General features: G+C 72.2%; 22 protein-coding genes. 10 read left to right on the top strand and 12 right to left on the bottom strand.

The window, feature by feature from the left end; genetic code table 11:
- Positions 1-590 precede the first annotated feature (590 nt).
- Positions 591-1,586, top strand: a complete 996-nt coding sequence (gene trpS / locus ACZ52C_RS30810; protein WP_469077806.1) for a tryptophan--tRNA ligase — start codon at positions 591-593, stop codon at positions 1,584-1,586.
- 12 nt (positions 1,587-1,598) lie between these two features.
- On the opposite strand, the gene proC is transcribed toward trpS, so the two are convergent.
- The 6 genes from proC to ACZ52C_RS30780 form a co-directional block, all read right to left on the bottom strand.
- On the bottom strand, positions 1,599-2,411 hold the full coding sequence (gene proC / locus ACZ52C_RS30805) for a pyrroline-5-carboxylate reductase (protein WP_045562668.1): 813 nt from the start codon (positions 2,409-2,411) through the stop codon (positions 1,599-1,601).
- A 130-nt stretch (positions 2,412-2,541) separates the two neighbouring features.
- Positions 2,542-3,366, bottom strand: coding sequence for an ABC transporter permease (locus tag ACZ52C_RS30800; protein WP_469077805.1), 825 nt, complete (start codon positions 3,364-3,366; stop codon positions 2,542-2,544).
- Complete coding sequence (locus ACZ52C_RS30795) at positions 3,363-4,163, bottom strand: ABC transporter ATP-binding protein (RefSeq protein ID WP_469077804.1); 801 nt, start codon at positions 4,161-4,163, stop codon at positions 3,363-3,365. Before ACZ52C_RS30795 ends, ACZ52C_RS30800 begins: the two co-directional genes overlap by 4 nt.
- 280 nt (positions 4,164-4,443) lie before the next feature.
- Positions 4,444-5,244: a class I SAM-dependent methyltransferase gene (locus ACZ52C_RS30790; protein ID WP_469077803.1), complete on the bottom strand. Its 801-nt coding sequence runs from the start codon at positions 5,242-5,244 to the stop codon at positions 4,444-4,446.
- A 172-nt stretch (positions 5,245-5,416) separates the two neighbouring features.
- Complete coding sequence (locus ACZ52C_RS30785; RefSeq protein ID WP_469077802.1) at positions 5,417-6,004, bottom strand: EamA/RhaT family transporter; 588 nt, start codon at positions 6,002-6,004, stop codon at positions 5,417-5,419.
- Between the two features lie 236 nt (positions 6,005-6,240).
- Positions 6,241-6,582, bottom strand: a complete 342-nt coding sequence (locus ACZ52C_RS30780) for an SH3 domain-containing protein (protein ID WP_045562664.1) — start codon at positions 6,580-6,582, stop codon at positions 6,241-6,243.
- A gap of 207 nt (positions 6,583-6,789) precedes the next feature.
- Between ACZ52C_RS30780 and ACZ52C_RS30775 the strand changes: the two genes are divergently transcribed.
- Positions 6,790-9,225, top strand: coding sequence for a serine/threonine-protein kinase (locus ACZ52C_RS30775; protein ID WP_469077801.1), 2,436 nt, complete (start codon positions 6,790-6,792; stop codon positions 9,223-9,225).
- A 63-nt stretch (positions 9,226-9,288) separates the two neighbouring features.
- Here ACZ52C_RS30775 and ilvD read toward each other — a convergent pair whose 3' ends face one another.
- From ilvD to ACZ52C_RS30755, 4 genes are all read right to left on the bottom strand, one after another.
- Positions 9,289-11,142 (bottom strand): dihydroxy-acid dehydratase, encoded by a 1,854-nt coding sequence (gene ilvD, locus ACZ52C_RS30770; protein WP_469077800.1) that lies wholly within the window; start codon positions 11,140-11,142, stop codon positions 9,289-9,291.
- A gap of 193 nt (positions 11,143-11,335) precedes the next feature.
- Positions 11,336-11,956, bottom strand: a complete 621-nt coding sequence (locus ACZ52C_RS30765) for a TetR/AcrR family transcriptional regulator (protein WP_469077799.1) — start codon at positions 11,954-11,956, stop codon at positions 11,336-11,338.
- Entirely contained in the window at positions 11,953-12,774 is an 822-nt protein-coding gene (locus ACZ52C_RS30760) for a sugar phosphate isomerase/epimerase family protein (RefSeq protein ID WP_045562660.1), read from the bottom strand. Before ACZ52C_RS30760 ends, ACZ52C_RS30765 begins: the two co-directional genes overlap by 4 nt.
- A 236-nt stretch (positions 12,775-13,010) precedes the next feature.
- A complete protein-coding gene (locus ACZ52C_RS30755) occupies positions 13,011-13,943 on the bottom strand; it encodes a Ppx/GppA family phosphatase (protein ID WP_319106547.1) in 933 nt (310 codons plus the stop codon).
- A gap of 71 nt (positions 13,944-14,014) precedes the next feature.
- Here ACZ52C_RS30755 and ACZ52C_RS30750 point away from each other — a divergent pair, with 71 nt between their 5' ends.
- On the top strand, positions 14,015-14,926 hold the full coding sequence (locus tag ACZ52C_RS30750; RefSeq protein ID WP_469077798.1) for a DUF3109 family protein: 912 nt from the start codon (positions 14,015-14,017) through the stop codon (positions 14,924-14,926).
- A gap of 270 nt (positions 14,927-15,196) precedes the next feature.
- On the opposite strand, the gene ACZ52C_RS30745 is transcribed toward ACZ52C_RS30750, so the two are convergent.
- Positions 15,197-17,056: a BACON domain-containing protein gene (locus ACZ52C_RS30745; RefSeq protein ID WP_469077797.1), complete on the bottom strand. Its 1,860-nt coding sequence runs from the start codon at positions 17,054-17,056 to the stop codon at positions 15,197-15,199.
- 292 nt (positions 17,057-17,348) lie between these two features.
- Between ACZ52C_RS30745 and ACZ52C_RS30740 the strand changes: the two genes are divergently transcribed.
- The 3 genes from ACZ52C_RS30740 (at position 17,349) to disA (ending at position 21,525) form a co-directional block, all read left to right on the top strand.
- The gene (locus ACZ52C_RS30740; protein ID WP_469077796.1) at positions 17,349-18,731 is read left to right on the top strand and encodes an alpha/beta hydrolase; all 1,383 of its coding nucleotides are present in this window, start codon (positions 17,349-17,351) and stop codon (positions 18,729-18,731) included.
- A gap of 178 nt (positions 18,732-18,909) precedes the next feature.
- The gene (radA, locus tag ACZ52C_RS30735) at positions 18,910-20,319 is read left to right on the top strand and encodes a DNA repair protein RadA (protein WP_469077795.1); all 1,410 of its coding nucleotides are present in this window, start codon (positions 18,910-18,912) and stop codon (positions 20,317-20,319) included.
- Between the two features lie 81 nt (positions 20,320-20,400).
- Entirely contained in the window at positions 20,401-21,525 is a 1,125-nt protein-coding gene (gene disA / locus ACZ52C_RS30730) for a DNA integrity scanning diadenylate cyclase DisA (protein ID WP_045562654.1), read from the top strand.
- Between the two features lie 167 nt (positions 21,526-21,692).
- On the opposite strand, the gene ACZ52C_RS30725 is transcribed toward disA, so the two are convergent.
- Positions 21,693-22,535, bottom strand: coding sequence for a hypothetical protein (locus ACZ52C_RS30725; RefSeq protein WP_469077794.1), 843 nt, complete (start codon positions 22,533-22,535; stop codon positions 21,693-21,695).
- A 323-nt stretch (positions 22,536-22,858) separates the two neighbouring features.
- Between ACZ52C_RS30725 and ACZ52C_RS30720 the strand changes: the two genes are divergently transcribed.
- The 4 genes from ACZ52C_RS30720 to ACZ52C_RS30705 all read left to right on the top strand — a co-directional run bounded on the left by ACZ52C_RS30720 (position 22,859) and on the right by ACZ52C_RS30705 (position 26,496).
- A complete protein-coding gene (locus ACZ52C_RS30720; RefSeq protein ID WP_469077793.1) occupies positions 22,859-23,929 on the top strand; it encodes an LLM class flavin-dependent oxidoreductase in 1,071 nt (356 codons plus the stop codon).
- A 96-nt stretch (positions 23,930-24,025) separates the two neighbouring features.
- Positions 24,026-24,979, top strand: coding sequence for an HhH-GPD family protein (locus tag ACZ52C_RS30715; protein ID WP_469077792.1), 954 nt, complete (start codon positions 24,026-24,028; stop codon positions 24,977-24,979).
- A 297-nt stretch (positions 24,980-25,276) separates the two neighbouring features.
- The gene (locus ACZ52C_RS30710; RefSeq protein ID WP_220647183.1) at positions 25,277-25,828 is read left to right on the top strand and encodes a SigE family RNA polymerase sigma factor; all 552 of its coding nucleotides are present in this window, start codon (positions 25,277-25,279) and stop codon (positions 25,826-25,828) included.
- Positions 25,816-26,496 (top strand): hypothetical protein, encoded by a 681-nt coding sequence (locus tag ACZ52C_RS30705; RefSeq protein WP_469077791.1) that lies wholly within the window; start codon positions 25,816-25,818, stop codon positions 26,494-26,496. The genes ACZ52C_RS30710 and ACZ52C_RS30705 overlap by 13 nt, the downstream gene beginning before the upstream one ends.
- The last annotated feature ends 28 nt before the right edge of the window (positions 26,497-26,524 follow it).

The raw sequence follows: 26,524 nt of genomic DNA, 5'->3' as shown, positions 1-26,524 counted from the left end.
CTTCGGTTTTGCGTTTCCGACTCTATCAGATCTTTTTCCGATCCGATTTCCTCGGTGCTTTCCAGGTTTCCGCTTCCGCGTTTCCCTTTCCGGCGGTTCCGACTCTATCAGATCCTTTCGGGCCTGATTCCCAGTCAGCGGGAGTTGCCTTCACGGCTGTTGGGCCGTTCCGACGAGTGAGACTTTAGCGGATTCCCGGCTCCCGAGCTAATCGGGGCCTGCGCCCTTTCGAACGCGGATTCCTCATTTCGCAAATACGCATACCAAGGGCTCGACGACGGACCGTCGATTGTTGGTGGGTACCTGCGGAATGGCTGTCCGGGGACCGACCGAGGTCGGCGCTCACGTCGGACAACCCGGAGAACACTACGTATCGGCTAGGGGTGTGTCAACTCGCTGTCGGCCGGCCCCGCGCGGGCGTAGCCTGGCCCCCATGACTACGCGTACGTGTCGCCAGCAGTGGTGGGCCGCCTGACGGCGGCCGTACTCACGTATGTACTCAACGGCCGCCGCCCTGGCGGCCGTTTTCGTTTCTCCCTCCTGGGAGGTCGGCCGCCCGGTGGTGGCGGCCCCGATCAGGAGGTGGAGAGATGACACGGGTCTTCAGCGGGGTCAAGCCGACGGGGCATCTGACGCTGGGGAACTACCTGGGGGCCGTGCGGCGCTGGGCCGGGGTCGACCAGCACCGGACGGACGCGCTGTTCTGCGTCGTGGACCTGCACGCGCTGACTGTGGACCACGATCCGGCCCGGGTGCGCAGACTCAGTCGGCAGGCGGCGACGCTGCTGCTGGCGTCGGGGCTGGAGCCCGAGCTGTGCACCGTCTTCGTACAGAGTCATGTGGATGAGCACGCGCGGCTCTCGTATCTGCTGGAGTGCGTGGCCACGGACGGCGAGATGCGGCGGATGATCCAGTACAAGGAGAAGGCTGCGCGGGAGCGGCAGCGCGGTGGGAGTGTTCGGCTGTCGCTGCTGACGTATCCGGTGCTGATGGCGGCGGACATCCTGGCGTACGGGACCGACGAGGTGCCGGTCGGGGACGACCAGACCCAGCATGTGGAGCTGACACGGGATCTGGCGGTGCGGTTCAACCAGCGGTACGGGCAGACCTTCGTGGTGCCCCGGGCCACTCCGCCGAAGGTCGCGTCGCGGGTGATGAACCTTCAGGACCCGACGTCGAAGATGGGGAAGACGGACGACGTCGGGCCGGGGATCGTCTATCTGCTGGACGAGCCGGACGTGGTGCGGAAGAAGGTCATGCGGGCCGTGACCGACAGTGGGCGGGATGTCGTCTACGACCCGGAGGTGCGGCCGGGGCTCGCGAACCTGCTGGAGATCCTCGCGGCCTGTGAGGGTGGGAACCCCGAGGACCTGAGCGGTGTATATGAATCGTACGGAGCACTGAAGAAGGACACCGCAGAGGCCGTGGTCGAGCTCCTCAGGCCCGTACAGGAGAGGCACAAGGAGTTGTGCGCGGATCCTGCGTATGTGGAGGGGGTGCTGCGGATGGGTGCGGCGAAGGCCAGAGAGATGGCTCGGCCGAGGGTGGACGAGGCGTACCGGGCGATCGGCCTGCTGGCCGGCTGACCGCGCGGGGCGTCAGTCCTTCTTGCCGGAGGCCAGTGCGCGGCTGCGGTCGCGGGCGGCCTCCAGTGCGGCGATCAGTGCGGCGCGTACTCCGTGGTTCTCGAGTTCGCGGATGGCGCTGATCGTCGTGCCGGCGGGAGAGGTGACGTTCTCGCGGAGCTTGACGGGGTGTTCGCCGCTGTCGCGGAGCATCGTGGCCGCGCCGATGGCGGACTGGACGATCAGATCGTGGGCCTTGTCCCGGGGCAGGCCGAGCAGGATGCCCGCGTCGGTCATGGCTTCGACCAGGTAGAAGAAGTACGCCGGGCCGGAGCCGGAGAGGGCGGTGCAGGCGTCCTGCTGGGACTCGGGGACGCGGAGCGTCTTGCCTACGGCGCCGAAGATCTCCTCGGCGTGCGCGAGGTCGGCCTCACTCGCGTGGCTGCCCGCGGAGATCACGGACATGGCCTCGTCGACGAGGGCGGGGGTGTTCGTCATGACACGGACGACAGGGGTGCCTGCGGCCAGGCGCTCCTCGAAGAAGGAGGTGGGGATGCCCGCCGCGCCGCTGACGACCAGGCGGTCGGCGGGGGTGTGCGGGGCCAGCTCGTCGAGGAGAGTGGCCATGTCCTGGGGCTTGACCGTGAGGATGAGCGTGTCCGCGGTCTTCGCCGCCTCGGCGTTGGTGACCGGGGTGACGCCGTAGCGGGTGCGGAGTTCTTCGGCGCGTTCGGGGCGGCGGGCCGTGACCAGGAGGTCCGCGGGCGCCCAGCCGGCTCGGATCATGCCGCTGAGCAGGGCCTCGCCGATCTTTCCGGTGCCGAGGACTGCGACTTTCTGGCTCATGGTGCGGGTGCCCTCCGGGGGGTGCGTCGTCCTTGGGCCATCCTCGCACCGGGGGTGGGGCTTCGGCTGCGGTGTCCGGTGGGCGGGACGTCGCGTGGGTGGGGGTCGGGCGGGCGGGGCGTCGGGGGCGTCATGTCGTCCGGCGCCTCAGGGTGGCGGCTCCGAGGGTCAGGACGAGCAGGGCGCAACCGGCGACGATCGCGATGTCGCGGACGAAGGTGGCGGTCATGTCGGTGTGGAGCAGGACTTCGTTCATGCCGTCGACGGCGTAGGACATGGGAAGGACGTTGGAGATGGTTTCCAGGGCGGGGTGCATCTCGGGGCGTGGGGTGAACAGGCCGCAGAGGAGGAGCTGGGGGAAGATCACGGCCGGCATGAACTGGACCGCCTGGTACTCGGAGGAGGCGAAGGCCGAGACGAAGAGGCCGAGGGCGGTGCCCAGCAGAGCGTCGAGGAGGGCGACGATCAGGAGGAGCCAGGGTGAGCCGGTGACGTCGAGGTCGAGGAACCAGACGGCCAGACCGGTGGCGAGGGCGGACTGGATGATCGCCAGGGTGCCGAAGGCCAGGGCGTAGCCGGCGATGAGGTCTCCCTTGCCGAGGGGCATGGAGAGAAGGCGTTCCAGGGTGCCGGAGGTGCGTTCGCGCAGGGTCGCGATCGAGGTCACCAGGAACATCGTGATCAGCGGGAAGATGCCGAGGAGTGAGGCGCCGATGGAGTCGAAGACGCGTGGGTTGCCGTCGAAGACGTAGCGGAGCAGAAAGAGCATCACGCACGGGATGAGGATCAGCAGGGCGATCGTGCGGGGGTCGTGGCCGAGCTGGCGGAGGACTCGGACCGCGGTGGCGGTCGTGCGGGCGTAGCTGAGAGCCCTGGGGTTCGTCGCGCTCCTCTGATTCGTCTGCTGCGGTTTCGTCTGGTTCTTCGTTCGTGTGGCCGCGTTCGGCGTGGTCATCGCGCCAGCTCCTTCTGTTCTGTGTCGGTCGCGGTCGCGGTGGCCTCGTCGACGAGGTGGAGGAAGGCCGCTTCGACCGTGTCCGTCCGGGTGCGGGTGCGGAGGGCTTCGGGGGTGTCGTCGGCGAGGATCTCGCCCTCGCGCATGAGGAGGAGGCGGTGGCAGCGCTCGGCCTCGTCCATGACATGGGAGGAGATGAGGAGAGTGGCCCGGCGCTCGGCGGCGATGGTGGCGAAGAGGGCCCAGAGCTCGCGGCGGAGGACCGGGTCCAGGCCGACGGTGGGCTCGTCGAGGACCAGGAGTTCGGGCTCGCCGAGGAGGGCCACGGCCAGGGAGACGCGGCTGCGCTGGCCGCCGGAGAGGTTGCCGGCTAGGGCGTCGGCGTGGGTGGTGAGGGCCACGTCGGCGATGGCTCGGGTGATGTTCTCCTCGCGGCGGTCGGTGGCGGCGCGGCCGGGGTCGAGGATCGCGGCGAAGTAGGCGAGGTTCTGGCGGACGGTCAGGTCGTCGTAGACCGAGGGGGCCTGGGTGACGTAGCCGATGCGGGAGCGGAGGGCGGCGTCGCCTGCGGGGTGGCCGAGGACGTTCAGCGTGCCGGTGACCTTGGCCTGGGTGCCGACGATCGCTCGCATCAGGGTCGACTTGCCGCAGCCGGAGGGGCCGAGGAGACCGGTGATCTGCCCCGCGGGGACGGCGAAGTCGAGGTTGCGGAGGACGGTGTGGGGGCCTCGGGCGACGGTGAGGCCCTGGGCGTGGATGGCGGGGGGTGGAGTTCCCCCCGGCGGGTAATTCATCATGTGATGAATATTGCGCAGGGCTGGGTGCGACGTCAAGGGAGGGCGGGGCGGGGGCGAGGGGGAGCGCGGCCGCGACCGGCGGCCGCGACCGGCGGTGGCGGTGGCGGTGGCGGTGGCGGTGGCGGTGGCGGTGGCGGTGGCGGGATCGAGACGTTCGCGGGGCGGGGTCGTTGCCCGGTGCTGTGGATCCCGTGGCGCTCGCGCTCGGGGGCGCCACGGTCGGCGTGCTGGTGGTGTGGCCTCGGTGGTGGTGGGCGGCCGGTTCGTTGGGGGGGGCGGTTCAGGGGCGGACGGCCAGGAGTAGGTCCACGTCGTAGGTCTCTTCGACGGTGTCGGTGGGGAAGAGCCTGCGGAGGTGGGCTCGTTCCTCGGCGAAGAACGCGGAGGTGGCGGCCTCGCCCAGGACCAGGAACGCCGAGTGGCTGGCGATGTTGGCCAGATGGGTGTCCAGGGAGACCTCGCGGCTCCAGCGGATCTGGTGGCGGGTGAAGTCGAGGCGCCCCGCCGTATCGGAGAGGGCGGCGGGTGCGCCGGAGCCGCTCTTCTCGATCGGGATGTCGTCGGGGACGCCGAGGAAGCGGTGGATGCGGGTGGTGGCGTCGGCGATCCAGGGGATGTCGACGGCGTCGGTGTTCCACCAGAGGGCGAGTACGCCGCCGGGGCGGAGTACGCGGAGGGCTTCCGGGACCGAGCGGGAGGGGTCCGTCCAGTGCCAGGACTGGGCGTAGGTCAGGAAGTCGGTGGAGGCGGTTGCGAGGGGGAGGGCGTTGCCGTCGCCTCGGACGAGGGGGAGGTGGGGGTGGGTGCGGCGGAACTGGGCGGCCATGCCCGCGCCGGGTTCCACGGCGAGTATGTCGGCGCCTCGGGCGTGGAGGAGGGCGGTGGAGATGCCGGTGCCGGCGCCTACGTCGACGGTGCGGGAGCCGGGGAGGGGGTGGGGGGACAGGGCTTCGATGGTGTCGAAGAGGGCGGGTGGGTAGGAGGGGCGGTTCGCGGCGTACTGGGCTGCGGCGGTGTTGAAGGAGTGGGCTCGGGCGGTGTGGGAGGGGTGGAGGTGGGAGTGAGGGCGGGAGGTTGTCATGGGGGCATCGTGGCTTGCGGTGGTGGCTGGTGGGGAGGGGCTTGTCGCCCCCGCCGCCCCTACCCGTCCCATCCTCCAGGGGCTGCGCCCCTTCGACCCCCATACGTCCGTCCGGTGGGGCTTCTCGCGCAGTTCCCCGCGCCTCTTTCGGGGCGCGGCCTCTGCCGGTGGTTCAGGGGCGGCGGCGCTTCGCCGGGTTGCCGGTGCGCTTGCTTGTGCGGCGGTCGTACTGGTCGCGGGCCGTCGTGTATTCCTCGCGGTGGAGGGACTCGCCCGGGGCCTCCTTCAGGGAGCGGAGGAAGTAGGCGGCCAGGGAGCCGAGGAAGCCGATGGCGAGAAGGCCGCGCAGGGAGGACTGGCGGGCCGGGTCGGGCCGCTTGGAGTAGGAGCCCCAGGTGTGACCGAAGGCCAGTGCGGTGCAGATGGCGAACATGATGACGACGACGAGACTGACGAAGCCGCCGACCGCCGCCAGTTGCAGGCCCTCGTAGGTCAGGCGCAGCATCAGGCCGGAGACGATCACAGCGGCGAGCGAGCCCGCGCTGACGCCCGCGCGGCGGGCCTGATAGTTGCCGTCGTGATTCAGCCAGGTCGTCCCGAAGAAACGGATGGGTTCGGGGCGAGGGCCCGCGGGGGTCGCCCCGGCCGTCGTGGGCGCCTGGCGCCCCTGCGGCTCTTCCGACTCCCGCCGCTCCTGCTGCCCCCGCCGCTCCTGCTGGCCCCGCCGCTCCGCCCGTCTGTTCTTCGGCTCATCGCTCACGCGTCGATTATCGCTCCGGGTCGGAAAGGGCTCAGCGGCGGCACCGGGTACATCCCCGTAAGCCCCGGCGGCACTGGTCGGCCCCGCCTGCGTCCCGGGCGCCGAACCGGCTGACCTGAGCGCCCCCGGCGCCCCCGGCGCCCTCCCGTGGCCTCGCCGCGGCACCAGGTGTCGTGGTACCGCGGCGGGTTCCGGTGCGTTCCGTGCCGTGTGCTGTTCGGTCGGCCCGGTTCGGGTCAGCCGCAGCGGCCGGCCACGTAGCCGTCGCTGCCGGTGTAGACGTACGCGTCGGAGATGAACTGACCGTCGTCGATGTTGTCCCAGACGTTCGTGGTGCCGTAGGGGCCGGAGATGGTCTGGCCCGGCGTCTGGCAGTAGATCGGCACCCGGGCGCCCTCGGAGAGGACGCGGACGATGCCGTAACTGGTGCTCGGGCCGCTGCGGACGTTGACGCGGACGCCCGGCGCGACCGAGTAGTACCGGACGGCTGCCGTCACCGCCCCCGCGGTCGCCGCCATCGTGGCCGCCTGCTCCCCCTCGCTGTCACCGGTGATCTCTTCGGCATGCTCGACAGACATGGCTGAACTCCCCCCCGTTTGAAACCCGTTCGGACCCCGTTTGGTCCCCATGGAAGCCATGGGGACGCTTTGATACCCCCGAATCAGGACACGCACACCTGTGCGTTTTTCGCACGTGAAGGCTAGCAAGCCGCCTCTGTCCCGTAGGTGTCATCGACTAGGCTCCGAGCGTCGCGGGGGCGGCCGAAACAGCACGGGGGTGGACCCATGGCACCGCATCGGGGCACCGGGTCGGGGGCGGAAGCGGAACTTCCTGAGTACTCCGGTCAGTACCGTCTGGAGGCGTGTCTGGGGTCCGGCGGCATGGGTGTCGTCCATCTGGCCACCTCGACCTCGGGACTTCGCCTCGCGGTGAAGGTGGTGCATGCCGAGTTCGCCAAGGACCCCGAGTTCAGGGGGCGTTTCCGGCAGGAGGTGGCCGCTGCCCGGCAAGTCAGCGGGGCCTTCACCGCGCCTGTCGTCGACGCCGACACCGACAGTCCCCGGCCCTGGATGGCCACCCTCTTCATCCCCGGCCCGACCCTCTCCGAGCACGTCAAGCGGAACGGACCCATGCCGCCGGGGCAGTTGCGGCGGCTGATGGCCGGGCTCGCGGAGGCCCTGCGCGACATCCATCGCGCCGGCGTGGTGCACCGGGATCTCAAGCCCAGCAACGTCCTTCTCGCCGAGGACGGCCCCAAGGTCATCGACTTCGGTATCTCCCGGCCGAAGGACAGTGAACTGCGCACGGAGACAGGCAAGTTGATCGGCACCCCGCCTTTCATGGCCCCGGAGCAGTTCCGGCGGCCCAGGGAGGTCGGGCCCGCCGCCGACATCTTCGCCCTCGGTTCGGTGACCGTGCACGCGGCCACCGGGCGCGGCCCCTTCGACTCCGACAGCCCCTACGTCGTCGCCTACCAGGTCGTCCACGACGAGCCGGACCTGACCGGCGTCCCCGCGAACCTCGCGCCGCTCGTCCGCGCCTGCCTCGCGAAGGAACCCGAGGACCGGCCCACGGCGGACGAGCTGATGCGCGAACTCCGGTCCGTGGCCGCCTCGTACGACACCCAGACCTTCATACCGAGCCAGCGCGAGAGGGAGCGAGAGCGGGAGCGGGAGAAGGAGCGACAAGGGGCGGGGTGGACGACCGTCCCCGCTCCCGGCCCGACCGCCGCCCCAGGCCCCGGCCCGACCGCCGACCGGGACGGCGACGGCGACGGCGACGGCGACAGCGACGGCGACGGCGACGGCGACAGCCATGGCGACGCGTACGGCGACGCGTACGGCGACAAGTACCGCGACACGAACACCGGCCGGGACGGGGAGGAGAGCGCCAGGGCCGGGGAGGCGGTGGGCAGGGCCTCCGGCGCGGACAGCAGCACAGGCGCGGGCACCGGCACCGGCACCGGCACCGGCACCGGCACCGGCACGAATACAGGCACAGGCACCGGGCCGGGTATCGGGGGGCGGTTGCGCAGGCGGGCCGTTCTCGTCGCCGGCTCGGTCGTGCTCGTCGCCGGTGGGGGGTTCGTCTCGGCGCAGATGTCGGGCGGTGGCGGCGGGGCTACGCCCGCGCCGCGGGCCAGTCGTGCCGCGGCCGCCGCGCCCGCGCTGGAGGCCTGGGCCACCAAGCCCGCGGCGAAGAACAGGACCGCGCCGCAGTGCTCGTACGGGGCCGGCAAGCTGCTGTGTGCGCAGCCGGGGCTCGTCTCCGCGCTGGATCCGGGGGACGGCAGCGTGCTGTGGCGGCACACCGTCGAGGGCGCGGGTGCGCTGAGCACGGGTGCTCCGCCCGTGGAGTCGGGCGGACTGGTGCAGGTGCTGGCGGGCCGGAGCCGCCGGATCCAGGCGCTCGATCCGGACACCGGCAAGGTGCGGTGGGAGCGGGACGTCTCCGCGTACGCCGCCCAGCGGTACGTGGGCGGCACCCTGCTGCTGACCTCCGCCGACGGCACGGTCACCGGCGTGGACAGCGCGACCGGCGACACCGTGTGGAGCCACCGGATCCCGGGGCAGCCGGAGGCGTACTTCACGTCGTTCGACGGGGGCCGGTCGGCGTACGTGGCGAGCGTCACCGGTGAGGGGGCGCCGGCGCGCACGCGGGTCACCGCGGTGGATCCGGAGACCGGTGACGTGCGGTGGGACGCCCGGCTGGACGGTCAGCTGGAACCCGTGGGAACAGCCCGGGACGGCTCCCTCTTCTTCTCCGCGATCGGGGGCTCGTACCCCGACACGGTCGCCGTCGTCCGCTACGACCCCGGCACCCGGCGGACCGTCCGGGTCGAGCTGCCCGTACGGCTCGAACAGGCGCACGCGGTGGTGCGGGGCGACGTCGTGTACCTGCTGAGCGGCGCGAGCGGCGCGCTGGTGGCCGTCGACATGACGGCCCGCGCGCAGGTGTGGCGGACCGAGACGGGGGTCACCCGGGGTTCGGCGCCGGTGGCCGGCGAGCGGTACGTGTACTTCACCTCGTCCGACGGGCGGCTGCTCGCGGTGGATGTGCGCAAGGGGCGGCTCAGTGGACAGACCGCCTCCCGGCTCGGCGACCCGGAGCTGATCACCAGTGCGCGGCCCGAGCCGGTGGTCATCGACGGCCGTGTCTGCACGGGCGCCCTCGACGGGACCGTGCTCGGGCTGGACGGAAACGACCCCGCGAGCTGGTGAGACGGCCGCACGACCGTACGTACGTGGAACCGCTTCCGCCCGCGCGGCGGACGGCGGCGGGGCTCAGCCCAGCTTGCTGACGTCCCGCACCGCGCCCTTGTCGGCGCTGGTGGCCATCGCGGCGTACGCCTTCAGCGCGGCGGACACCTTGCGCTCCCGGTTCTTCGGGGCGTAGACGCCGTTCAGCGCCTCGTCGCGGCGGGCCAGTTCGGCGTCGTCGACGAGCAGCTCGATCGAACGGTTCGGGATGTCGATGCGGATGCGGTCGCCGTCCTCGACGAGGGCGATCGTGCCGCCGCCGGCCGCCTCGGGCGAGGCGTGGCCGATGGACAGGCCAGAGGTGCCGCCGGAGAAGCGGCCGTCGGTGACCAGCGCGCAGGACTTCCCCAAGCCTCGGCCCTTGAGGTACGAGGTCGGGTAGAGCATCTCCTGCATGCCGGGGCCGCCCTTGGGGCCCTCGTAGCGGATGACGACGACGTCGCCCTCCTTGATCTCCTTCATGAGGATCTTCTGGACGGCCTCCTCCTGCGACTCGCAGACGACCGCCGGGCCCTCGAAGGTCCAGATCGACTCGTCGACGCCGGCCGTCTTCACCACACAGCCGTCGACGGCGAGGTTGCCCTTCAGCACCGCCAGGCCGCCGTCCTTGGAGTACGCGTGCTCGGCGGAGCGGATGCAGCCGCCCTCGGCGTCCTCGTCCAGGGTGTCCCAGCGCTCGGAGGTCGAGAACGCCTCGGCGGAGCGGACGCAGCCGGGGGCCGCGTGCCACAGCTCGACGGCCTTGGGCGACGGGGAGCCGCCGCGCACGTCCCAGGTCTTGAGCCAGTCGGCGAGGGACGGGCTGTGGACGGAGTTCACGTCCTCGTTGAGCAGGCCCGCGCGGTGCAGCTCGCCCAGCAGGGCCGGGATGCCGCCGGCGCGGTGCACGTCCTCCATGTAGTACGTGCGGTCCTTGGCGACGTTCGGGGCGACCTTGGCCAGGCACGGCACACGGCGCGAGACGGCGTTGATCTCGTCGAGGCCGAAGGGGACGCCCGCCTCCTGGGCCGCGGCCAGCAGGTGCAGGATCGTGTTGGTGGAGCCGCCCATGGCGATGTCGAGGGCCATGGCGTTCTCGAAGGCCGCGAAGTTCGCGATCGAGCGCGGCAGGACCGTCTCGTCGTCCTGGTCGTAGTAGCGGCGGGTGATGTCCATGACCGTGTGGGCCGCGTCGATGTACAGCTGCTTGCGGGCCGTGTGCGTGGCCAGGACCGAGCCGTTGCCCGGGAGGGAGAGGCCGATGGCCTCGGTCAGGCAGTTCATCGAGTTGGCGGTGAACATGCCGGAACAGGAGCCGCAGGTCGGACAGGCGTTCTCCTCGATACGGAGGATGTCCTCGTCCGAGATCTTGTCGTTCACCGCGTCGGAGATCGCGTCGACCAGGTCGAGCGTGCGGACCGTGCCGTCGACGAGGGTGGCCCGGCCGGACTCCATGGGGCCGCCGGAGACGAACACGGTGGGGATGTTGAGCCGCAGGGCGGCGTTCAGCATGCCCGGGGTGATCTTGTCGCAGTTGGAGATGCAGATCAGGGCGTCGGCACAGTGGGCCTCGACCATGTATTCGACCGAGTCCGCGATCAGGTCGCGGGAGGGGAGGCTGTACAGCATGCCGCCGTGGCCCATGGCGATGCCGTCGTCCACGGCGATCGTGTTGAACTCGCGTGGGATGCCGCCCGCCTCGCGGATCGCCTCGCTGACGATCCGGCCGACCGGCTGGAGGTGGGTGTGGCCCGGCACGAACTCGGTGAAGGAGTTCGCGACCGCGATGATCGGCTTGCGGCCGATGTCCGCGCCCGGTACACCGGAGGCGCGCATAAGGGCGCGGGCGCCCGCCATGTTGCGGCCGTGGGTGACTGTGCGGGACCTCAGCTCGGGCATCGCGCTCGCTCCTTCAGGGACCTTCTGAGACTGCGATCAGAGACTTCTGACTGTGTCGAGCGTACGCCCGTTGCGCCAAGGGGTGGACACGGTGTCCGGAATGCGGGATGCGCGTCTCGTTTCCTGGTGCGGGTCGGTGGGGGTCGGTCGCGCCCACGCGGCGGAGCCGCCTGTCGGTACAGCCCCGCGCCCCTCAAGAACCGGGGCCGGTCAGGTGGGCCTGCACCACAGGCGCCACCCTCCTGATGATCTGCTCGGGATCCGCCGACGCCAGTGGCTCGACCTTGATCACGTACCGCAGCATCGCGATGCCCACCAGCTGCGCGGCGGCCAGTTCCGCCCGCAGCTCCGCGTCCGGCACCTCCAGACGGCCGGCGATCCGGCGCAGCACCTGTGTGGCGATGATGCGGCGGAAGACGGCGGCGGCGGCGTCGTTGTTCACGGCGGAACGGACGATCGCGAGCAGCGGCGCACGGGTCGCGGGGTTCTCCCAGACGCCGAAGATGAACCGGGTGAGCCGCTCGCCGACCCCGTCGAGCGGGCCCTCCTCGACGGCCTGGGGAGCCTGCATGGCCGGGCCGAAGGAGAGGGTGATGGCGGCCTCGAACACCTGCTCCTTGGTGCCGAAGTAGTGGTGCACCAGGGCCGAGTCCACGCCGGCGGCCTTGGCGATGCCGCGCACGGACGCCTTGTCGTAGCCGCGCTCGGAGAACTCCTCGCGGGCCGCCGCCAGGATGCGGTCGCGGGCGGCGGGCGTGTCGGCCGATTCCGTACGGGAGGGCCGGCCCCTGCGGCGGGGAGTGGCCGGGGTCACGGCCGGGGGACCCGCACGGCGGAGGCGAGGTGCAGCCGGGTGAAGGCCAGCGCCTCCGCCAGGTCGGCCTCACGCTCGGCGGCGGACATGGCACGGCGGGTGTTGACCTCGATCACGACGTGGCCGTCGAAACCGCTCAGGGCGAGACGTTCCAGCAGTTCGGCGCAGGGCTGGGTGCCGCGGCCCGGGACGAGGTGCTCGTCCTTGGCCGACCCCCTGCCGTCGGCCATGTGCACATGGCCGAGGCGGTCGCCCATGCGCTCGACCATGTCCAGGGCGTCGGTGCGCGAGGTCGCCGAGTGGCTGAGGTCGATCGTGAAGTGCCGGTAGTCGTCCTTCGTCACGTCCCAGTCGGGTGCGTACGCGAGCATCTCTCGGTCGCGGTAGCGCCAGGGGTACATGTTCTCGACGGCGAACCGGACGTCCGTCTCGTTCGCCATCCGCCAGATCCCGGTGACGAAGTCACGCGCGTACTGGCGCTGCCAGCGGAACGGGGGGTGCACGACGACCGTGCTCGCGCCGAGCTTCTCCGCGGCGGCCTGGGCGCGCTGGAGCTTGACCCAGGGGTCGGTGGACCATACGCGCTGGGTGATCAGCAGACAGGGCGCGTGAACGGCGAGGATGGGGATCTGGTGGTAGTCGGAGAGGCGGCGCAGGGCCTCCAGGTCCTGGCTGACCGGGTCGGTCCAGACCATGACCTCCACGCCGTCGTACCCGAGGCGTGCGGCGATCTCGAAGGCCGTGGCCGTCGACTCCGGGTACACGGAGGCCGTGGACAGGGCGACCTTCGCGTCCGGGATCCGTACGGGTTCTGCCACGCGGCACAGCCTACGGGGTGGGGCCTCGGCCGTGCGCCGTCGGGGTGCGTGCACGCCGGCAGCCGCAGGCCCGGTGGGGCTTCTCACGCAGTTCCCCGCGCCCCTGAGAAACAGGGGCCGCGCCCCGTGCTTTTTCGGCCCGAAGGGCCGTAGGCCCTTGAGGGGCGCGGGGAACGGTGCGAGAAACCCCACCGGAGCCGCAGCCGACAACGCACCCCACCTGGCGTGCTCTCCCCCTACGCCGTGCCCATGTGGTCCAACCGCCGCAGGATCACGCCCTCCCGGAGCGCCCACGGGCAGATCTCCAGCGTCTCCACCTGGAACAGATCCATCGCCGCCTCCGCGACCAGCGCACCGGCGAGGAGCTGGTTGGCGCGCCCCTCGGACACGCCGGGCAGCGCGGCCCGCTGGGCGGTGGTCATACCGGCGAGCTTGGGGACCCAGGACTCCAACGCCTCGCGCTTGAGGTCGCGCTGGACGTAGAGGCCCTCGGCGGAGCGCGCGGCGCCGCCGATACGGGCCAGCTGCTTGAAGGTCTTGGACGTGGCCACGACATGGTCGGGGGCGCCGAAACGGCTGAACTCCCCGACCGTACGGGCGATCTGGGCCCGCACATGCCGCCGCAGGGCCCGGATGTCGTCGGCGGTGGGCGGATCGCCGGGGAGCCACCCGGCGGTGAGGCGGCCGGCGCCGAGCGGCAGCGAGGCGGCGGCGTCGGGCTCCTCGTCTATGCCGTAGGCGATCTCCAGGGAGCCGCCGCCGATGTCGAGGACGAGCAGCTTGCCCGCCGACCAGCCGAACCACCGGCGGACGGCGAGGAAGGTCAGCCGGGCCTCCTCGGCGCCGGTGAGCACCTGGAGCTCCACGCCGGTCTCGTCCTTGACGCGGGCGAGGACGGCGTCGGCGTTGCTCGCCTCCCGCACCGCCGACGTGGCGAACGGGAGCATCTCCTCGACGCCCTTGTCCTCGGCGGCCTGGAGCGCCTCGTGGACGACGGCTATGAGTTTGTCGACCCCGTCGGGGTCGATGGCCCCGGCCTCGTCGAGGAGTTGGGCAAGGCGCAGCTCCACCTTGTGCGAATGCGCGGGCAGGGGGCGCGCGCCCGGGTGTGCGTCCACCACCAGCAGATGCACCGTGTTCGATCCCACGTCGAGGACACCGAGTCTCATGTACGGAACGCTACTGCCAGCGAAGCCGTGCGCCGTCCTCGATGCGGCTTCGGGCGCCGTACCCTGGACGGGTGCCAAAGACGAAAAAGGCAAAGGCCGACAAGTCGGCAGCGGTGACGGCGTCGGGAGCGGCTGCGACCGGCGGCTCGTCGCGGGCGAAGGCGGCGACCAGGCCACCGAAGTCGACGAAGGACTCGGCGGAGTCCACCGCGCCGGACGAGAAGGGGCTCGATTTCGCGCGCGCGTGGGTGGAGTTCCCTGATCCGGCGGACGACGAGCAGGTCTTCCGCTGCGATCTGACATGGCTGACCTCTCGCTGGAACTGCGTCTTCGGCAGCGGCTGCCAGGGCATCCAGGCGGGCCGCGCGGCGGACGGATGCTGCACCTTGGGTGCCCACTTCTCGGACGAGGACGACGAGAAGCGCGTCGCCGAGCATGTGGCGAGGCTCACTCCGGAGATCTGGCAGTTCCACGATGTGGGCACGGAGACCGGCTGGGTCTCGAAGGACGAGGACGGCGACCGCCAGACCCGTCCGTACAAGGGGTCGTGCATCTTCCAGAACCGCCCGGGGTTCGCCGGGGGCGCGGGCTGCTCGCTGCACATCCTGGCGCTCCGGGAGGGCCGCGAGCCGCTGGAGACCAAGCCGGACGTCTGCTGGCAGCTGCCGATCCGCCGCACGTACGACTGGATCGACCGGCCCGACGACACTCGGGTGCTCCAGGTGTCGATCGGCGAGTACGACCGTCGCGGCTGGGGCCCCGGCGGTCACGACCTGCACTGGTGGTGCACGTCGGCGACGTCGGCGCACGGCGCGGGCGACCCGGTGTACGTCTCGTACCGCCCGGAGTTGATCGAGCTGATGGGCAAGGCGGGCTACGACCGCCTGGTCGAGCTGTGCGAGCAGCGCCTGGCCTCCCGGCTGCCCCTGGTGGCCCCCCACCCGGCGGACCCGACGGAACCGGCGGCCCCCGCGGGCCGATAGGCGAGCAGAGGGGACGAGCCGACAGGACCCACCGCCGACCACGGCGGCCGGGCGACCGGCGGCCGGGCGGCGGACCACCGGCCTCTTTCCCGACGTCGACCGTCGGCTCCTTCGCGACGGTCGGACCGTCGGCTCGTTCCCGACGGTCGGACCGTCGGCTCGTTCCCGACGGCCAGTCATCGGTTCCTGCTCGGCGGGTGAGTGGGCGGGCGACCCGCCGGACCGCCGTGCGGTGGTGCGGTGATGAGGCGTCGGACAACTGCCCGTGGGCTACGGCGCCGGCGGCGGGTCGCCGCCCCCGTCGCCCGGGGGCGGTGTGGGATCGCCCGGGTCCGTGGGGGCCGGGGCTGTGGGCGTCGGGGTCGGGTCCGGCTGGGCCGGGCCGGTGGGGGTGGGGTCCGGGTCGGGCGTGGGCGGCGGGGCGGTGGGCCCCGGGGGGTCCGGGTCCGGGCCGGGTGCGGTCGGCCCGGGGTCGACCGGCGGTGTCGGCACCGGACCGTAGCCCTCGATCGTCACCACGGCGTCCGCCGGGGCCAGCGGCACCCGCGCGGTCCAGTACCCGGAGGGCTCGCTCAGCTGGTCGACGTACACCTTGATCGTCAGGGTCTCGCCGGGTTTCAGGGTGCCCGAGGACTGGCTGAGGTAGAGCCAGTCGGCCCCGGTGCGGGCGGACCAGCGGACGGCCGAGTCCCCGGTCGCTCTGAGCGTGATGAGGGTGGTGTCGCCGTCGTTCGCGGCGGCGACGGCCAGCGTGCCCCGCCCTTTGCCCTGGGTGACCTCCACGGACACGTCGTCCGCCGCGTGCCTGCCTCGGCCGCGGCGGGCGTCGGGCCTGCTCCGGGCGTTGCCGGCGTTCTCGTAGGCGTCGCCACTGCCGTCTCCGACCGTGCCGTCGCCGTCGCCCTGCTCCTCGCCCGCGCTGACCGACCGGCCGTCGCCGCCCTCGCCGATGAGGGGGGCGCCCCGGTAGGCGGCCCAGAGGGCGAAGACGGGCGCGGCGACGACGGTCGCGACGACGGTGGTGGTCACGGCCCGCGCGCGCAGCCGCTCCCGGCGGGCCGCGCGGTCCCTCGGATCCATGGGGAAGCCGCGCCGGTCGAAGCGCGGGGCGCCGCCCCGCGCGCGCGTGAGGTGGGCCATCGCGGGTCCGAGGACGGCACGCGGCGCTTCGAGCACCGGCAGCGCGTCGGGCGTGACGGTGGTGCCGGGCCAGCGGCCGGGGACGGCGCGCTCGGCGGCGCGACGGCAGACGGGGCAGTCGTCGACGTGCCGGACGAGCTCGCGGCGCAGGGTGGCGCTCAGGACGAGCTGGTGGTCGCCGGTGAGGCGGGCGACGCTCGGACAGGCGCCGGTCTCGACGACAGCGAGGGCGGCCCGGGTGCGCTCCACCTCGCAGGCGGCGGAGGCGAGCAGCTCCCGCGCGGCGGTCTGGTCCATGCCCAGCACGGCGGCGACCTCGTGCGCGGTGAGCTGGTGCCGTACGGCCAGCTCCAGGGCCTCGCGCTGCTCGGGCGTGGTGCCGGCGGCCTCCGGCCAGGCGAGCAGGGAGAGTTCGCGCCGCCGCTGCCGCTCCTCCTCCTCGGAGAGAACCACCCCCCTGACGGCGCTCTCGCCGGCGCGCGACTTCTCCGAGCGCCCTTTCGTCGAACGCGGGATCTCCGAACGCGACAGTTCCGAACGCGACTTGTCCGGGCGCGTCGCCTCGGCGTACAGCGTCTCGGCGTACGGCGTCTCGGCGTACGACACCTCGGCGCGGGCGCGCTCCTCCACCCCGCCGGCGTGCGCGGTTCGGCGCGTGGAGGCATGCGCGCCCGGACGTTTCTGCCTGGCCTCGGCGAGCTTGCGCAGACAGGCCCAGCGGGCCAGCGCGTACAGCCAGGCGCGGCGGTCCGCGGTGTCCGGTCCCCGGCGCCGCTCGGCGAGCGCGAGCACATCGGCGAGGGCGGCCGTGGCCGCGTCGCGGTCGCACAGCACGGACATGCAGTAGGTGAACAGGCCGTCCAGGTACGGCTCGTAGCGCGCCGGCGGGCGCTGGGCCACCACGTGCGCCGCCGCCCGATCGCGCGCCTCACGGTGCGCTCGGTGTGCGCCGGTGGTGCGGGTCGAGGTCTCCGGACTGATGCTCATCATTCATGGACGGTAGGCGCCCGGAACCAGCACCTTCTCGCCCCTTGAGCACATTTACTCCGTACGGGTGAAACGATCCCTCATAAGGGGACAGGAATCCCGCATTCCGCGGCGCGCGCGAAGCATGGCCAAATGTTGTGCACTTTATTGACCGCGACCAGAAAATAGCCCTACCTTCCATGGGGCCGGAGTTACTCCCAGGTACGACCGGGCCGCATCCCCACGTCTCCACGTCTGCCTCTTCTTCCCTTCCTCCCCTTCTTCCCCTTCTTCGCGTCGACAGGAGCCCCACCCCATGGCCGTACGCATCCGACGCTCCACCGGCCGCGCCCTCGCCGCGCTGGCCGCGACCGTCGTCCTCTCGCTGACCGGCGCCTCCGTCTCGGCCGCCGCCCCCCAGAGCGCCGCGCCCGCCGTGGAACGCCTCACCGGCACGCTCCCCGACGGCGCCGCCTGGATAGCGGACGTCCCGGAGAACTGGAACGGCACCCTGATCGTCTTCAGCCACGGCTTCGGCGCGACGACGCCGCAGAACGCCCCCCGCGAGGCCGTACGCCTGCGCCTCCTCGAAGAGGGCTACGCCCTCACCGGCTCCTCCTACGACGTGAGCGAGACCCTCTGGGCCCTGGAGAGCGCGGAGCGCGACCAGGTCGCCACCGTCGCGGCCGTCACCGAGCGGATCGGCGAGCCCACCCGCACCCTCTCCATCGGCCAGTCCATGGGCGGACTGGTCAACGCCCGGCTCGCCCGCTCGGGCGCCGGCGGGATCGACGGCGCCCTCGGCCTCTGCGGTCTCGTGGCCGGAGCCAACGACCTGCACACCTACCAGCTCGACGCCGAGTACACGATCGCCCGGCTCCTGCTCCCGGGCACTCCCGTGAAGCTGGTGGACTTCGCGTCCGAGGCCGAGGGCGCCGCCACCGGCCGACAGCTCACCGACGCCGTCGTCGCCGCCCAGCAGACCCCCGAGGGCCGCGCCCGGATCGCCCTCGCCGCCGCCTACCTCAACCTGCCCACCTGGGCACCCGGCAAGGAGCGCCCCGCGGCGGGCGACCGGGACGGGCAGCAGGCCCAGCAGTACGCGTGGCTGGCCCAGGGCGTCCTCAACCGCGTCGAGCCGGCCCGCTTCCACGTCGAGAAGGCCCTCGGCGGCAACAACTCCGGGAACAAGGGCGTCGACTACGCGCGCGTGCTCGCGAGTTCCCAGCACGCGCCCCTGGTCAAGGCCCTCTACCGGAAGGCCGGCCTGGATCTGCGAGCCGATCTGCGCGACCTGACCGCCCACGCAGACATCACCGCCGACCCGTCCGCCGTCGCCGCCGGCCGGCGCACGTCCTCCGCCGGCCAGGGCCTCGCCGTCCCCCTCCTCGACATCCACACCACCGCCGACGACCTCGTGCCCGTCGAGCAGGAGTCCCGCTTCGCCGCCCGGGTCCGCGCCTCCGGCGACGCCGCGCAGCTCCGCCAGGCCTACGTCGAACGCCAGGGCCACTGCGCCTTCACCACCGCCGAGACGGTGGCCGCGCTGCACGCCCTGGAGTCCCGCCTCGACACCGGCCGCTGGGGCGCGTCCGCCACCCCGGCCGCCCTCCAGTCCGCCGCCACCGCCCTCGGCCTCGACGGCGCGGCGTACATCCCGTACCGCCCGGCCGAACTGACCATCGGCCGCCGCCCGTAGCGACCTCCCCCGGTGCCGGCCCAGCGGCTGCCCGCGAAGGAACCGCGGGGCCGGCACCGGGACGACGGATCAGCCGCGGACGAACGGAAGGGGCCGTGCCGGTGGGGAGCGGCCCGCCCGGCACGCCCCCTTCGCCCACCCGTCGGACACTGTCAGTGCCCTCCGTTACGGTTCGTCCATGGCTGCCCGTACGAAGACCGCGAAGGACCGCCCGGCATACCGCTGCACGGAATGCGGCTGGCAGACGGCCAAGTGGCTGGGCCGCTGCCCCGAATGCCAGGCCTGGGGCACGGTCGAGGAGTACGGCACCCCGGCCGTCCGCACCACGGCCCCCGGCCGCGTCACGACCTCCGCCGTCCCCATCGCCCAGGTGGACGGCCGCCAGGCCACCGCCCGCTCCACCGGCGTCGCCGAGCTGGACCGCGTCCTCGGCGGCGGCCTGGTCCCCGGCGCCGTGGTCCTCCTCGCCGGCGAGCCCGGCGTGGGCAAGTCCACCCTCCTCCTCGACGCCGCCGCCAAGTCCGCGAGCGCCGAACGCCCCACCCTGTACGTCACCGGCGAGGAGTCGGCCAGCCAGGTCCGCCTGCGCGCCGACCGCATCGGCGCCCTCCACGACCACCTCTACCTCGCCGCCGAGACCGACCTCTCCGCCGTCCTCGGTCACTTGGACGCGGTCAAGCCGTCCCTCCTGATCCTCGACTCGGTCCAGACCGTCGCCTCCCCCGAGATCGACGGCGCCCCCGGCGGCATGGCCCAGGTCCGCGAGGTCGCCGGCGCCCTGATCCGCGCCTCCAAGGAGCGCGGCATGTCGACGCTCCTCGTGGGCCACGTCACCAAGGACGGCGCCATCGCGGGCCCCCGTCTCCTGGAGCACCTGGTCGATGTGGTGCTGCACTTCGAGGGCGACCGCCACGCCCGCCTCCGCCTGGTCCGCGGCGTGAAGAACCGCTATGGCGCGACGGACGAGGTCGGCTGCTTCGAGCTGCACGACGAGGGCATCACCGGCCTGACCGACCCCAGTGGCCTGTTCCTCACCCGCCGCGACGAGCCCGTCCCCGGCACCTGCCTCACCGTCACACTGGAGGGCCGCCGCCCGCTGGTCGCGGAAGTGCAGTCGCTCACAGTCGACTCGCAGCTGCCCTCCCCCCGCCGGACCACCTCCGGCCTGGAGACCTCCCGGGTCTCGATGATGCTGGCGGTCCTGGAGCAGCGCGGCCGGATCAGCGCCCTCGGCAAGCGGGACATCTACTCGGCGACGGTCGGCGGCGTGAAGCTCTCGGAGCCCGCCGCGGACCTCGCGATCGCCCTGGCCCTGGCCTCCGCGGCGACCGACACCCCCCTGCCCAAGAACCTCGTGGCGATCGGCGAGGTGGGCCTCGCGGGCGAGGTCAGACGGGTCACGGGCGTCCAGCGCAGGTTGTCCGAAGCACACCGTCTGGGGTTCACGCACGCGCTCGTTCCGTCCGATCCGGGCAAGGTTCCTCCCGGTATGAAGGTCCTGGAAGTGGCCGACATGGGAGACGCGCTCCGGGTACTGCCCCGATCGCGTCGGCGAGAGGCCCCACGGGACGAGGAGGACCGCCGGTAGACTTTGCCCAGGTCTCGCCCGTCCGTACGAACCACGTGTGCGAAACGGGAGCGCCCCAGAACCTGCGACCGGAGGAGTGCAGTGGCAGCCAACGACCGGGCAGCAGCTCCCGGAAAGTCCGGTGGGAGCTCCGGTGCCGATGGCCTGATGCGCGCCTCACTGAGCGCCGTGGCCCCAGGCACGGCCCTGCGCGACGGGCTTGAACGGATTCTTCGCGGCAACACCGGCGGACTCATCGTGCTCGGCTTCGACAAGACCGTCGAGCCGATGTGCACCGGTGGTTTCGTCCTGGATGTCGAGTTCACCGCCACGCGCCTGCGTGAGCTGTGCAAGCTCGACGGCGGCATCGTGCTGTCCTCGGACCTCTCCAAGATCCTCCGCGCGGGCGTCCAGCTGGTCCCCGACCCGATGATCCCCACGGAGGAGACGGGCACCCGCCACCGTACGGCCGACCGCGTGAGCAAACAGGTGGGTTTCCCGGTCGTCTCGGTCTCCCAGTCGATGCGCCTCATCGCGCTCTACGTCGACGGACAGCGCCGGGTCCTGGAGGACTCGGCCGCGATCCTCTCCCGGGCGAACCAGGCCCTCGCGACCCTGGAGCGCTACAAGCTGCGCCTGGACGAGGTGGCGGGCACGCTCTCCGCGCTGGAGATCGAGGACCTGGTGACGGTCCGGGACGTCTCGGCGGTGGCCCAGCGGCTGGAGATGGTCCGCCGCATCGCCACCGAAATCGCCGAATACGTGGTCGAACTGGGCACGGACGGCCGTCTTTTGGCCCTCCAGCTCGACGAACTGATCGCGGGCGTCGAACCGGAGCGCGAGCTGGTGGTCCGGGACTACGTCCCCGAGCCCACCGCCAAGCGCTCCCGCACGGTCGACGAAGCCCTCCACGAACTCGACGCCCTCACCCACGCCGAGCTCCTCGAACTGCCCACAGTCGCCCGTGCCCTCGGCTACACCGGCTCCCCCGAGGGCATGGACTCGGCCGTCTCCCCGCGCGGCTTCCGCCTCCTCGCGAAGGTCCCGCGGCTCCCGGGCGCCATCATCGACCGCCTCGTGGAGCACTTCGGCGGCCTCCAGAAGCTGCTGGCGGCCAGCGTCGACGACCTCCAGACGGTCGACGGCGTGGGCGAGGCCCGGGCCCGCAGCGTCCGCGAGGGCCTGTCCCGCCTGGCGGAGTCGTCCATCCTGGAACGCTACGTCTGACGACGACCCGCGCCGGCCCCTTCAGCGGCGTCGCCCCGGCCCCTTCGGCGGACCGGCGTCGCCCGGTCAGCCCGTCCGGCGTCCGGGGACGCGGCCGAGACCGAAGGCCGACAGTCGGGTCAGGGGGCGCGGAGCCCCGGCCCGTCGGCCCCGGCTTGCCCCGACCGTCAGTCCTTCTCCAGCACGAAGGACGTCCGCGCCGTGGCCAGCCCCGGCGCCTTCGCCTCGACGAGGTACGTGCCCGCCGTCGCCGAACCGGCCGCGGGCGTCGCGCAGTTGGGCGCACTGGGGTCGCGGTTCCACTCGACGGTGTAGGTGACCCGGTCCCCGGCCGGCACCTTGAACAGCAGGCTGCCCGCCGTCTCATGGCAGTCGTCGGACGCCCAGAACGTGTCGTCCGCATCGGCCGGCGTGATCGTCACCACCGTGTTGTCCGGCCCGAGATCGAGCTTGCAGTCCCCGCCGGAGGAGTTGCGGGCGATGAGTTCGAACGTGGGGTTCGCCCCGGGTTCGTACGCGTTGCGCACACTGCGCACGGTCAACTTCACGGCCCCGGCGGTGCAGTTGGGCAGACTGGACCCGGCCGGGACCTGCTCGCCGGAACTGCTCCCGTTCTTGCCGTCGTCGGACGTACCGCCGCCCGCCGCACCGGCCCCACCGGTCGTGTCCCCACCACCGGCACCCGACCCGGAACCGGAGCCGGACCCCGAACCGTCGCCCGCCCCGGACCCGGAGCTGTCGCCCCCGGAGCCCGACTCGTCACCCGACTCGTCGCGTCCGCCCGGCGCTTGACTGATCGCGGGACCGGAACCGGAGGGCCCGGGAGTGATCGAGGTCGCGGGATTCTTGCCGTCGGGCCCACCCGCGTCGTTGTCTCCGCCCCCACCGCCGCCGGTGACGACCCACACGACGAGGATCGCGAGCAGACCGACGACGGTCAGCAGAACGGCCCTCCGTCGCCAGTAGATGGTGGAGGGAAGCGGCCCGATCGGATTGCGCAGAGATCCCACGGCGCAAACTGTACGAGAGATCCGGCACTTCGCTGGCCCCACCCGCCGCCCGAAACCTCAACTTTTCCGGATCATCATCCCGGTCGTTCCCGTGATCGCCCCGAACAGGCCCGCCATGATCGCGGTGCGTGATCACAACGCCCGTAGATACACGTTCCGTGACCGATCCCCGGTCGTACGATCGACACCAACTCCCCACCTCTCCAAGCCTTTTCACGAAGGAACTCGAACACACCGGCCGCCGCCCCGAGTCCGCCCCTCACCTCCTCCGCCCCACCTGCCACAATCGACCCCATCATCGAAGCGCGCCGCAGGACTTGGAGATGACGATGGCCGGATCCGGGACCATGGACAACGGCGCGGGCGCACCGGAGCCGAGGCCGCTGCGGAGGTTGGGGTTCCTGACCATCGGGCTGTTCGACGAGGCAGACCCGCGCCGGGGCCACGAGTCCACGCTGGAGATCATCGAACTGGGCGAGCGGCTCGGCTTCGACAGCGCGTGGCTGCGCCACCGTCATCTGCAGTACGGCATCTCCTCCCCCGTCGCGGTCCTGGCGGCCGCCTCGCAGCGCACGAGCCGTATCGAACTGGGCACCGCCGTCATCCCGTTGGGCTGGGAGAACCCGCTGCGGCTCGCCGAGGACCTGGCCACGGTCGACCTCCTCTCCGGCGGCCGGCTCAACCCGGGGGTCAGCGTCGGACCGCCGATGCACTACGACACCGTCAAGGCGGCGCTCTACCCGGACACCGCCGACGCGGAGGACTTCGGCTTCGACAGGGTCGGCCGGCTCCTGGGCTTCGTACGCGGCGAGGCGGCCACGGACTTCAGCGGCACCGAGGGGTTCGAGGTCTTCTCCGACCGGGTCCAGCCGTACTCCCCCGGGCTGGGCGCCCGGATGTGGTACGGCGGGGGCAGCCTGCGGTCGGCGCGGTGGGCCGGTGAGAACGGGATGAACTTCCTGACCAGCAGCGTGGTGAAGGCGGAGGGCGGGACGACCGGGGCGGTGGACTTCGCCGGTGTCCAGCTCTCCCACATCCGGGAGTTCCGGGCGCACCATCCCGACGGGGCGGATGCCCGGGTCTCGCAGGGCCTCGTCGTCATCCCCACCGACTCGGCGACGCCGGAGCAGCGCGCCAAGTACGAGGCGTACGCGGCGCAGCGGCTGCCCCGGACCACGGCGCCGCAGGGGCCGGGGCGAATGCTGTTCGCGCCGGACCTGGTGGGCACGTCCGCGGAGATCGCCGAGCGGCTGCGGGCGCACGTCGCGTTCCGCGAGATCGACGAGGTGGCCTTCGCGCTGCCGTTCACCTTCGAGCACGAGGACTACGTCCAGATCCTGACGGACATCGCGACGAGGCTGGGACCGGAGCTGGGGTGGCGGGCCGGCGGCTGAGCCCCGCGCGTCTGGGCCCGGGAGGCCGACCCACCCCAGACACCCCCCGCCAGTACCCGCCCCGACCACATCCCGCATGGCAGGATCGGCGGTGCCATGACTGCACCCACGAAACCTCAGAGCAGCCCTGCCGACGCAACCCCCACCTCCACCCCCACCGCCGGGTCCGCCCCCGCCCCCGCCGCGCTGCACACCCCGGTGATCGCCTGGTTCGAGACGCACGCCCGTGATCTGCCCTGGCGCCGGCCGGAGGCCGGGCCCTGGGGGGTGATGGTCAGCGAGTTCATGCTCCAGCAGACGCCGGTCAACCGGGTACTGCCCGTCTACGAGCAGTGGCTGGCCCGCTGGCCCCGTCCGGCGGACCTCGCGAAGGAACCACCGGGCGAGGCGGTGCGCGCCTGGGGCCGGCTCGGTTACCCCCGTCGCGCCCTGCGGCTCCACGGCGCGGCGGTGGCCATAACGGAACGGCACGGCGGCGACGTACCCCGCGATCACGCGCAGCTGCTCGCGCTGCCGGGGATCGGGGAGTACACGGCCGCGGCGGTGGCGTCGTTCGCGTACGGACAGCGGCACGCCGTGCTCGACACGAACGTGCGGCGGGTCTTCGCCCGCGCGGTGAGCGGCACGCAGTACCCGCCGAACGCGACCACCGCCGCCGAGCGGAAGCTGGCGCGCGCCCTGCTGCCCGAGGACGACGGGACGGCGTCCCGGTGGGCGGCCGCGTCGATGGAGCTGGGCGCGCTGGTGTGCACCGCGAAGAACGAGACGTGCGGGCGGTGCCCGATCGCCGGGCAGTGTGCCTGGCGGCTGGCCGGGAAGCCCGCGCACGAGGGGCCGGCGCGGCGCGGTCAGTCGTACGCCGGTACCGACCGTCAGGTCCGCGGCAAGCTCCTCGCCGTCCTGCGGGACGCGATCGCGCCGGTGCCGCAGGCGGTGCTCGACCGGGTGTGGGACGAGCCGGTGCAGCGGGCCCGCGCCCTGGACGGACTGGTCTCCGACGGACTGGTGGAACCCCTCCCGGGCGGCCTCTACCGCCTTCCCCTCACCTGACCCTCCGGTGCCGTCGACGGGGTAAACCGGCTCATCTCCGCCTCAAAGACCACCCCGCTTTACCCCGTTCCTACTTCTGTTACACAACCGACGGACAGCCGAGCGTTCTCCGCAGGCTGCCTCGGACGTCTCCGTGACAACCCCTCCGTAGCTTCATCGGCGTACCGCAGGAACACCCGCGAAACGAACCAGCGGATCCGGCGGAACGAGCGGCACGCACCAGCACACGAAGTGGCGGAGGACCGGCATCGCGCGGACAGCGCGGACGCCGGAAACGGGGAACGGAGGCGGTTGATCATGGCGCACGGCGAGGTGCTCGAATTCGAGGAGTACGTCCGTACCCGGCAGGACGCGCTGCTGCGCAGCGCCCGCCGGCTCGTGCCGGACCCGGTGGACGCCCAGGATCTGCTGCAGACGGCGCTGGCGCGGACGTACGGCCGCTGGGACGGCATCGCGGACAAGCGCCTCGCGGACGCCTACCTGCGCCGGGTCATGATCAACACGCGGACGGAGTGGTGGCGGGCCCGCAAGCTGGAGGAGGTCCCGACCGAGCAGCTGCCGGACGCCTGCATCGACGACTCCACCGAGCAGCACGCGGACCGCGCCCTCCTGATGGACATCATGAAGGTGCTGGCACCCAAGCAGCGCAGTGTCGTGGTGCTGCGACACTGGGAGCAGATGTCCACGGAGGAGACGGCCGCCGCCCTCGGCATGTCGGCCGGCACGGTCAAGAGCACGCTGCACCGTGCGCTGGCCCGGCTCCGCGAGGAGCTGGAGTCGCGGGACCACGAAGAGCGCGCCGCCCGTGCGCTCGAAGCGAGCGAGGAGCAGGAGCGTTGCGCGGCCTGAGCACAGCGGCCGGCCCCCGTCCCGGGGCCAGGCAGGCCACGAAGGCGGTGATCACGGCGGTGGCCGTGCTCGCCGCCCTCGCCCTTTCCGTGTCCGCCTGCGGCACGGGCGGCACCGGCGCGCGGGACGAGGGGCCGGCCGACTCCCTCGCGGCGGGCGGGGCCACACCGTCCGCCTCCGGTTCGGCGGACGCCGACAGGGGCGGCGACCACCCGAGTGTCGACGAGGTCGTCCGGATGGTCCGCGCGGACCCGGAGGTCAGCAAGGCGGTCAAGAGCGACCTGAAGCCGTGCGTGGCCGACGAGTACCCGGTGGACGTGACGTACGGGGACCTGACCGGGGGTTCGTCGGACGACCTCGTGGTCAATGTGATGACCTGCGCGGACGCCGTCGGCGTCGCGTCGTACGTCTACCGCCCGGAGAAGAAGGGGACGTACCGCAGCGTCTTCCTGTCCGAACAGCCCCCCGTCTACGCGGAGATCGACCGGGGCGACCTCCTGGTCACCCGGCAGCTGTACGAGAATGGCGATCCGTCCTCGTATCCGTCCAGCGAGGAAGTGACCACCTACCGCTGGATCAAGGACGACTTCGTCCAGCGCTCCAGCACGCGCACCGAGTACAGCACCGCGGTGGGCGGCACGGAGTCGGCCACCCCCGAGCAGGGCTGAGCCGGGCCCGCCCGTCGTCACGACACCG

Source organism: Streptomyces sp. NPDC034049, assembly GCF_055575575.1.
The sequence above is the reverse complement of the archived record's forward strand: the minus strand, read 5'-3'. Positions and strand labels throughout refer to the sequence as shown.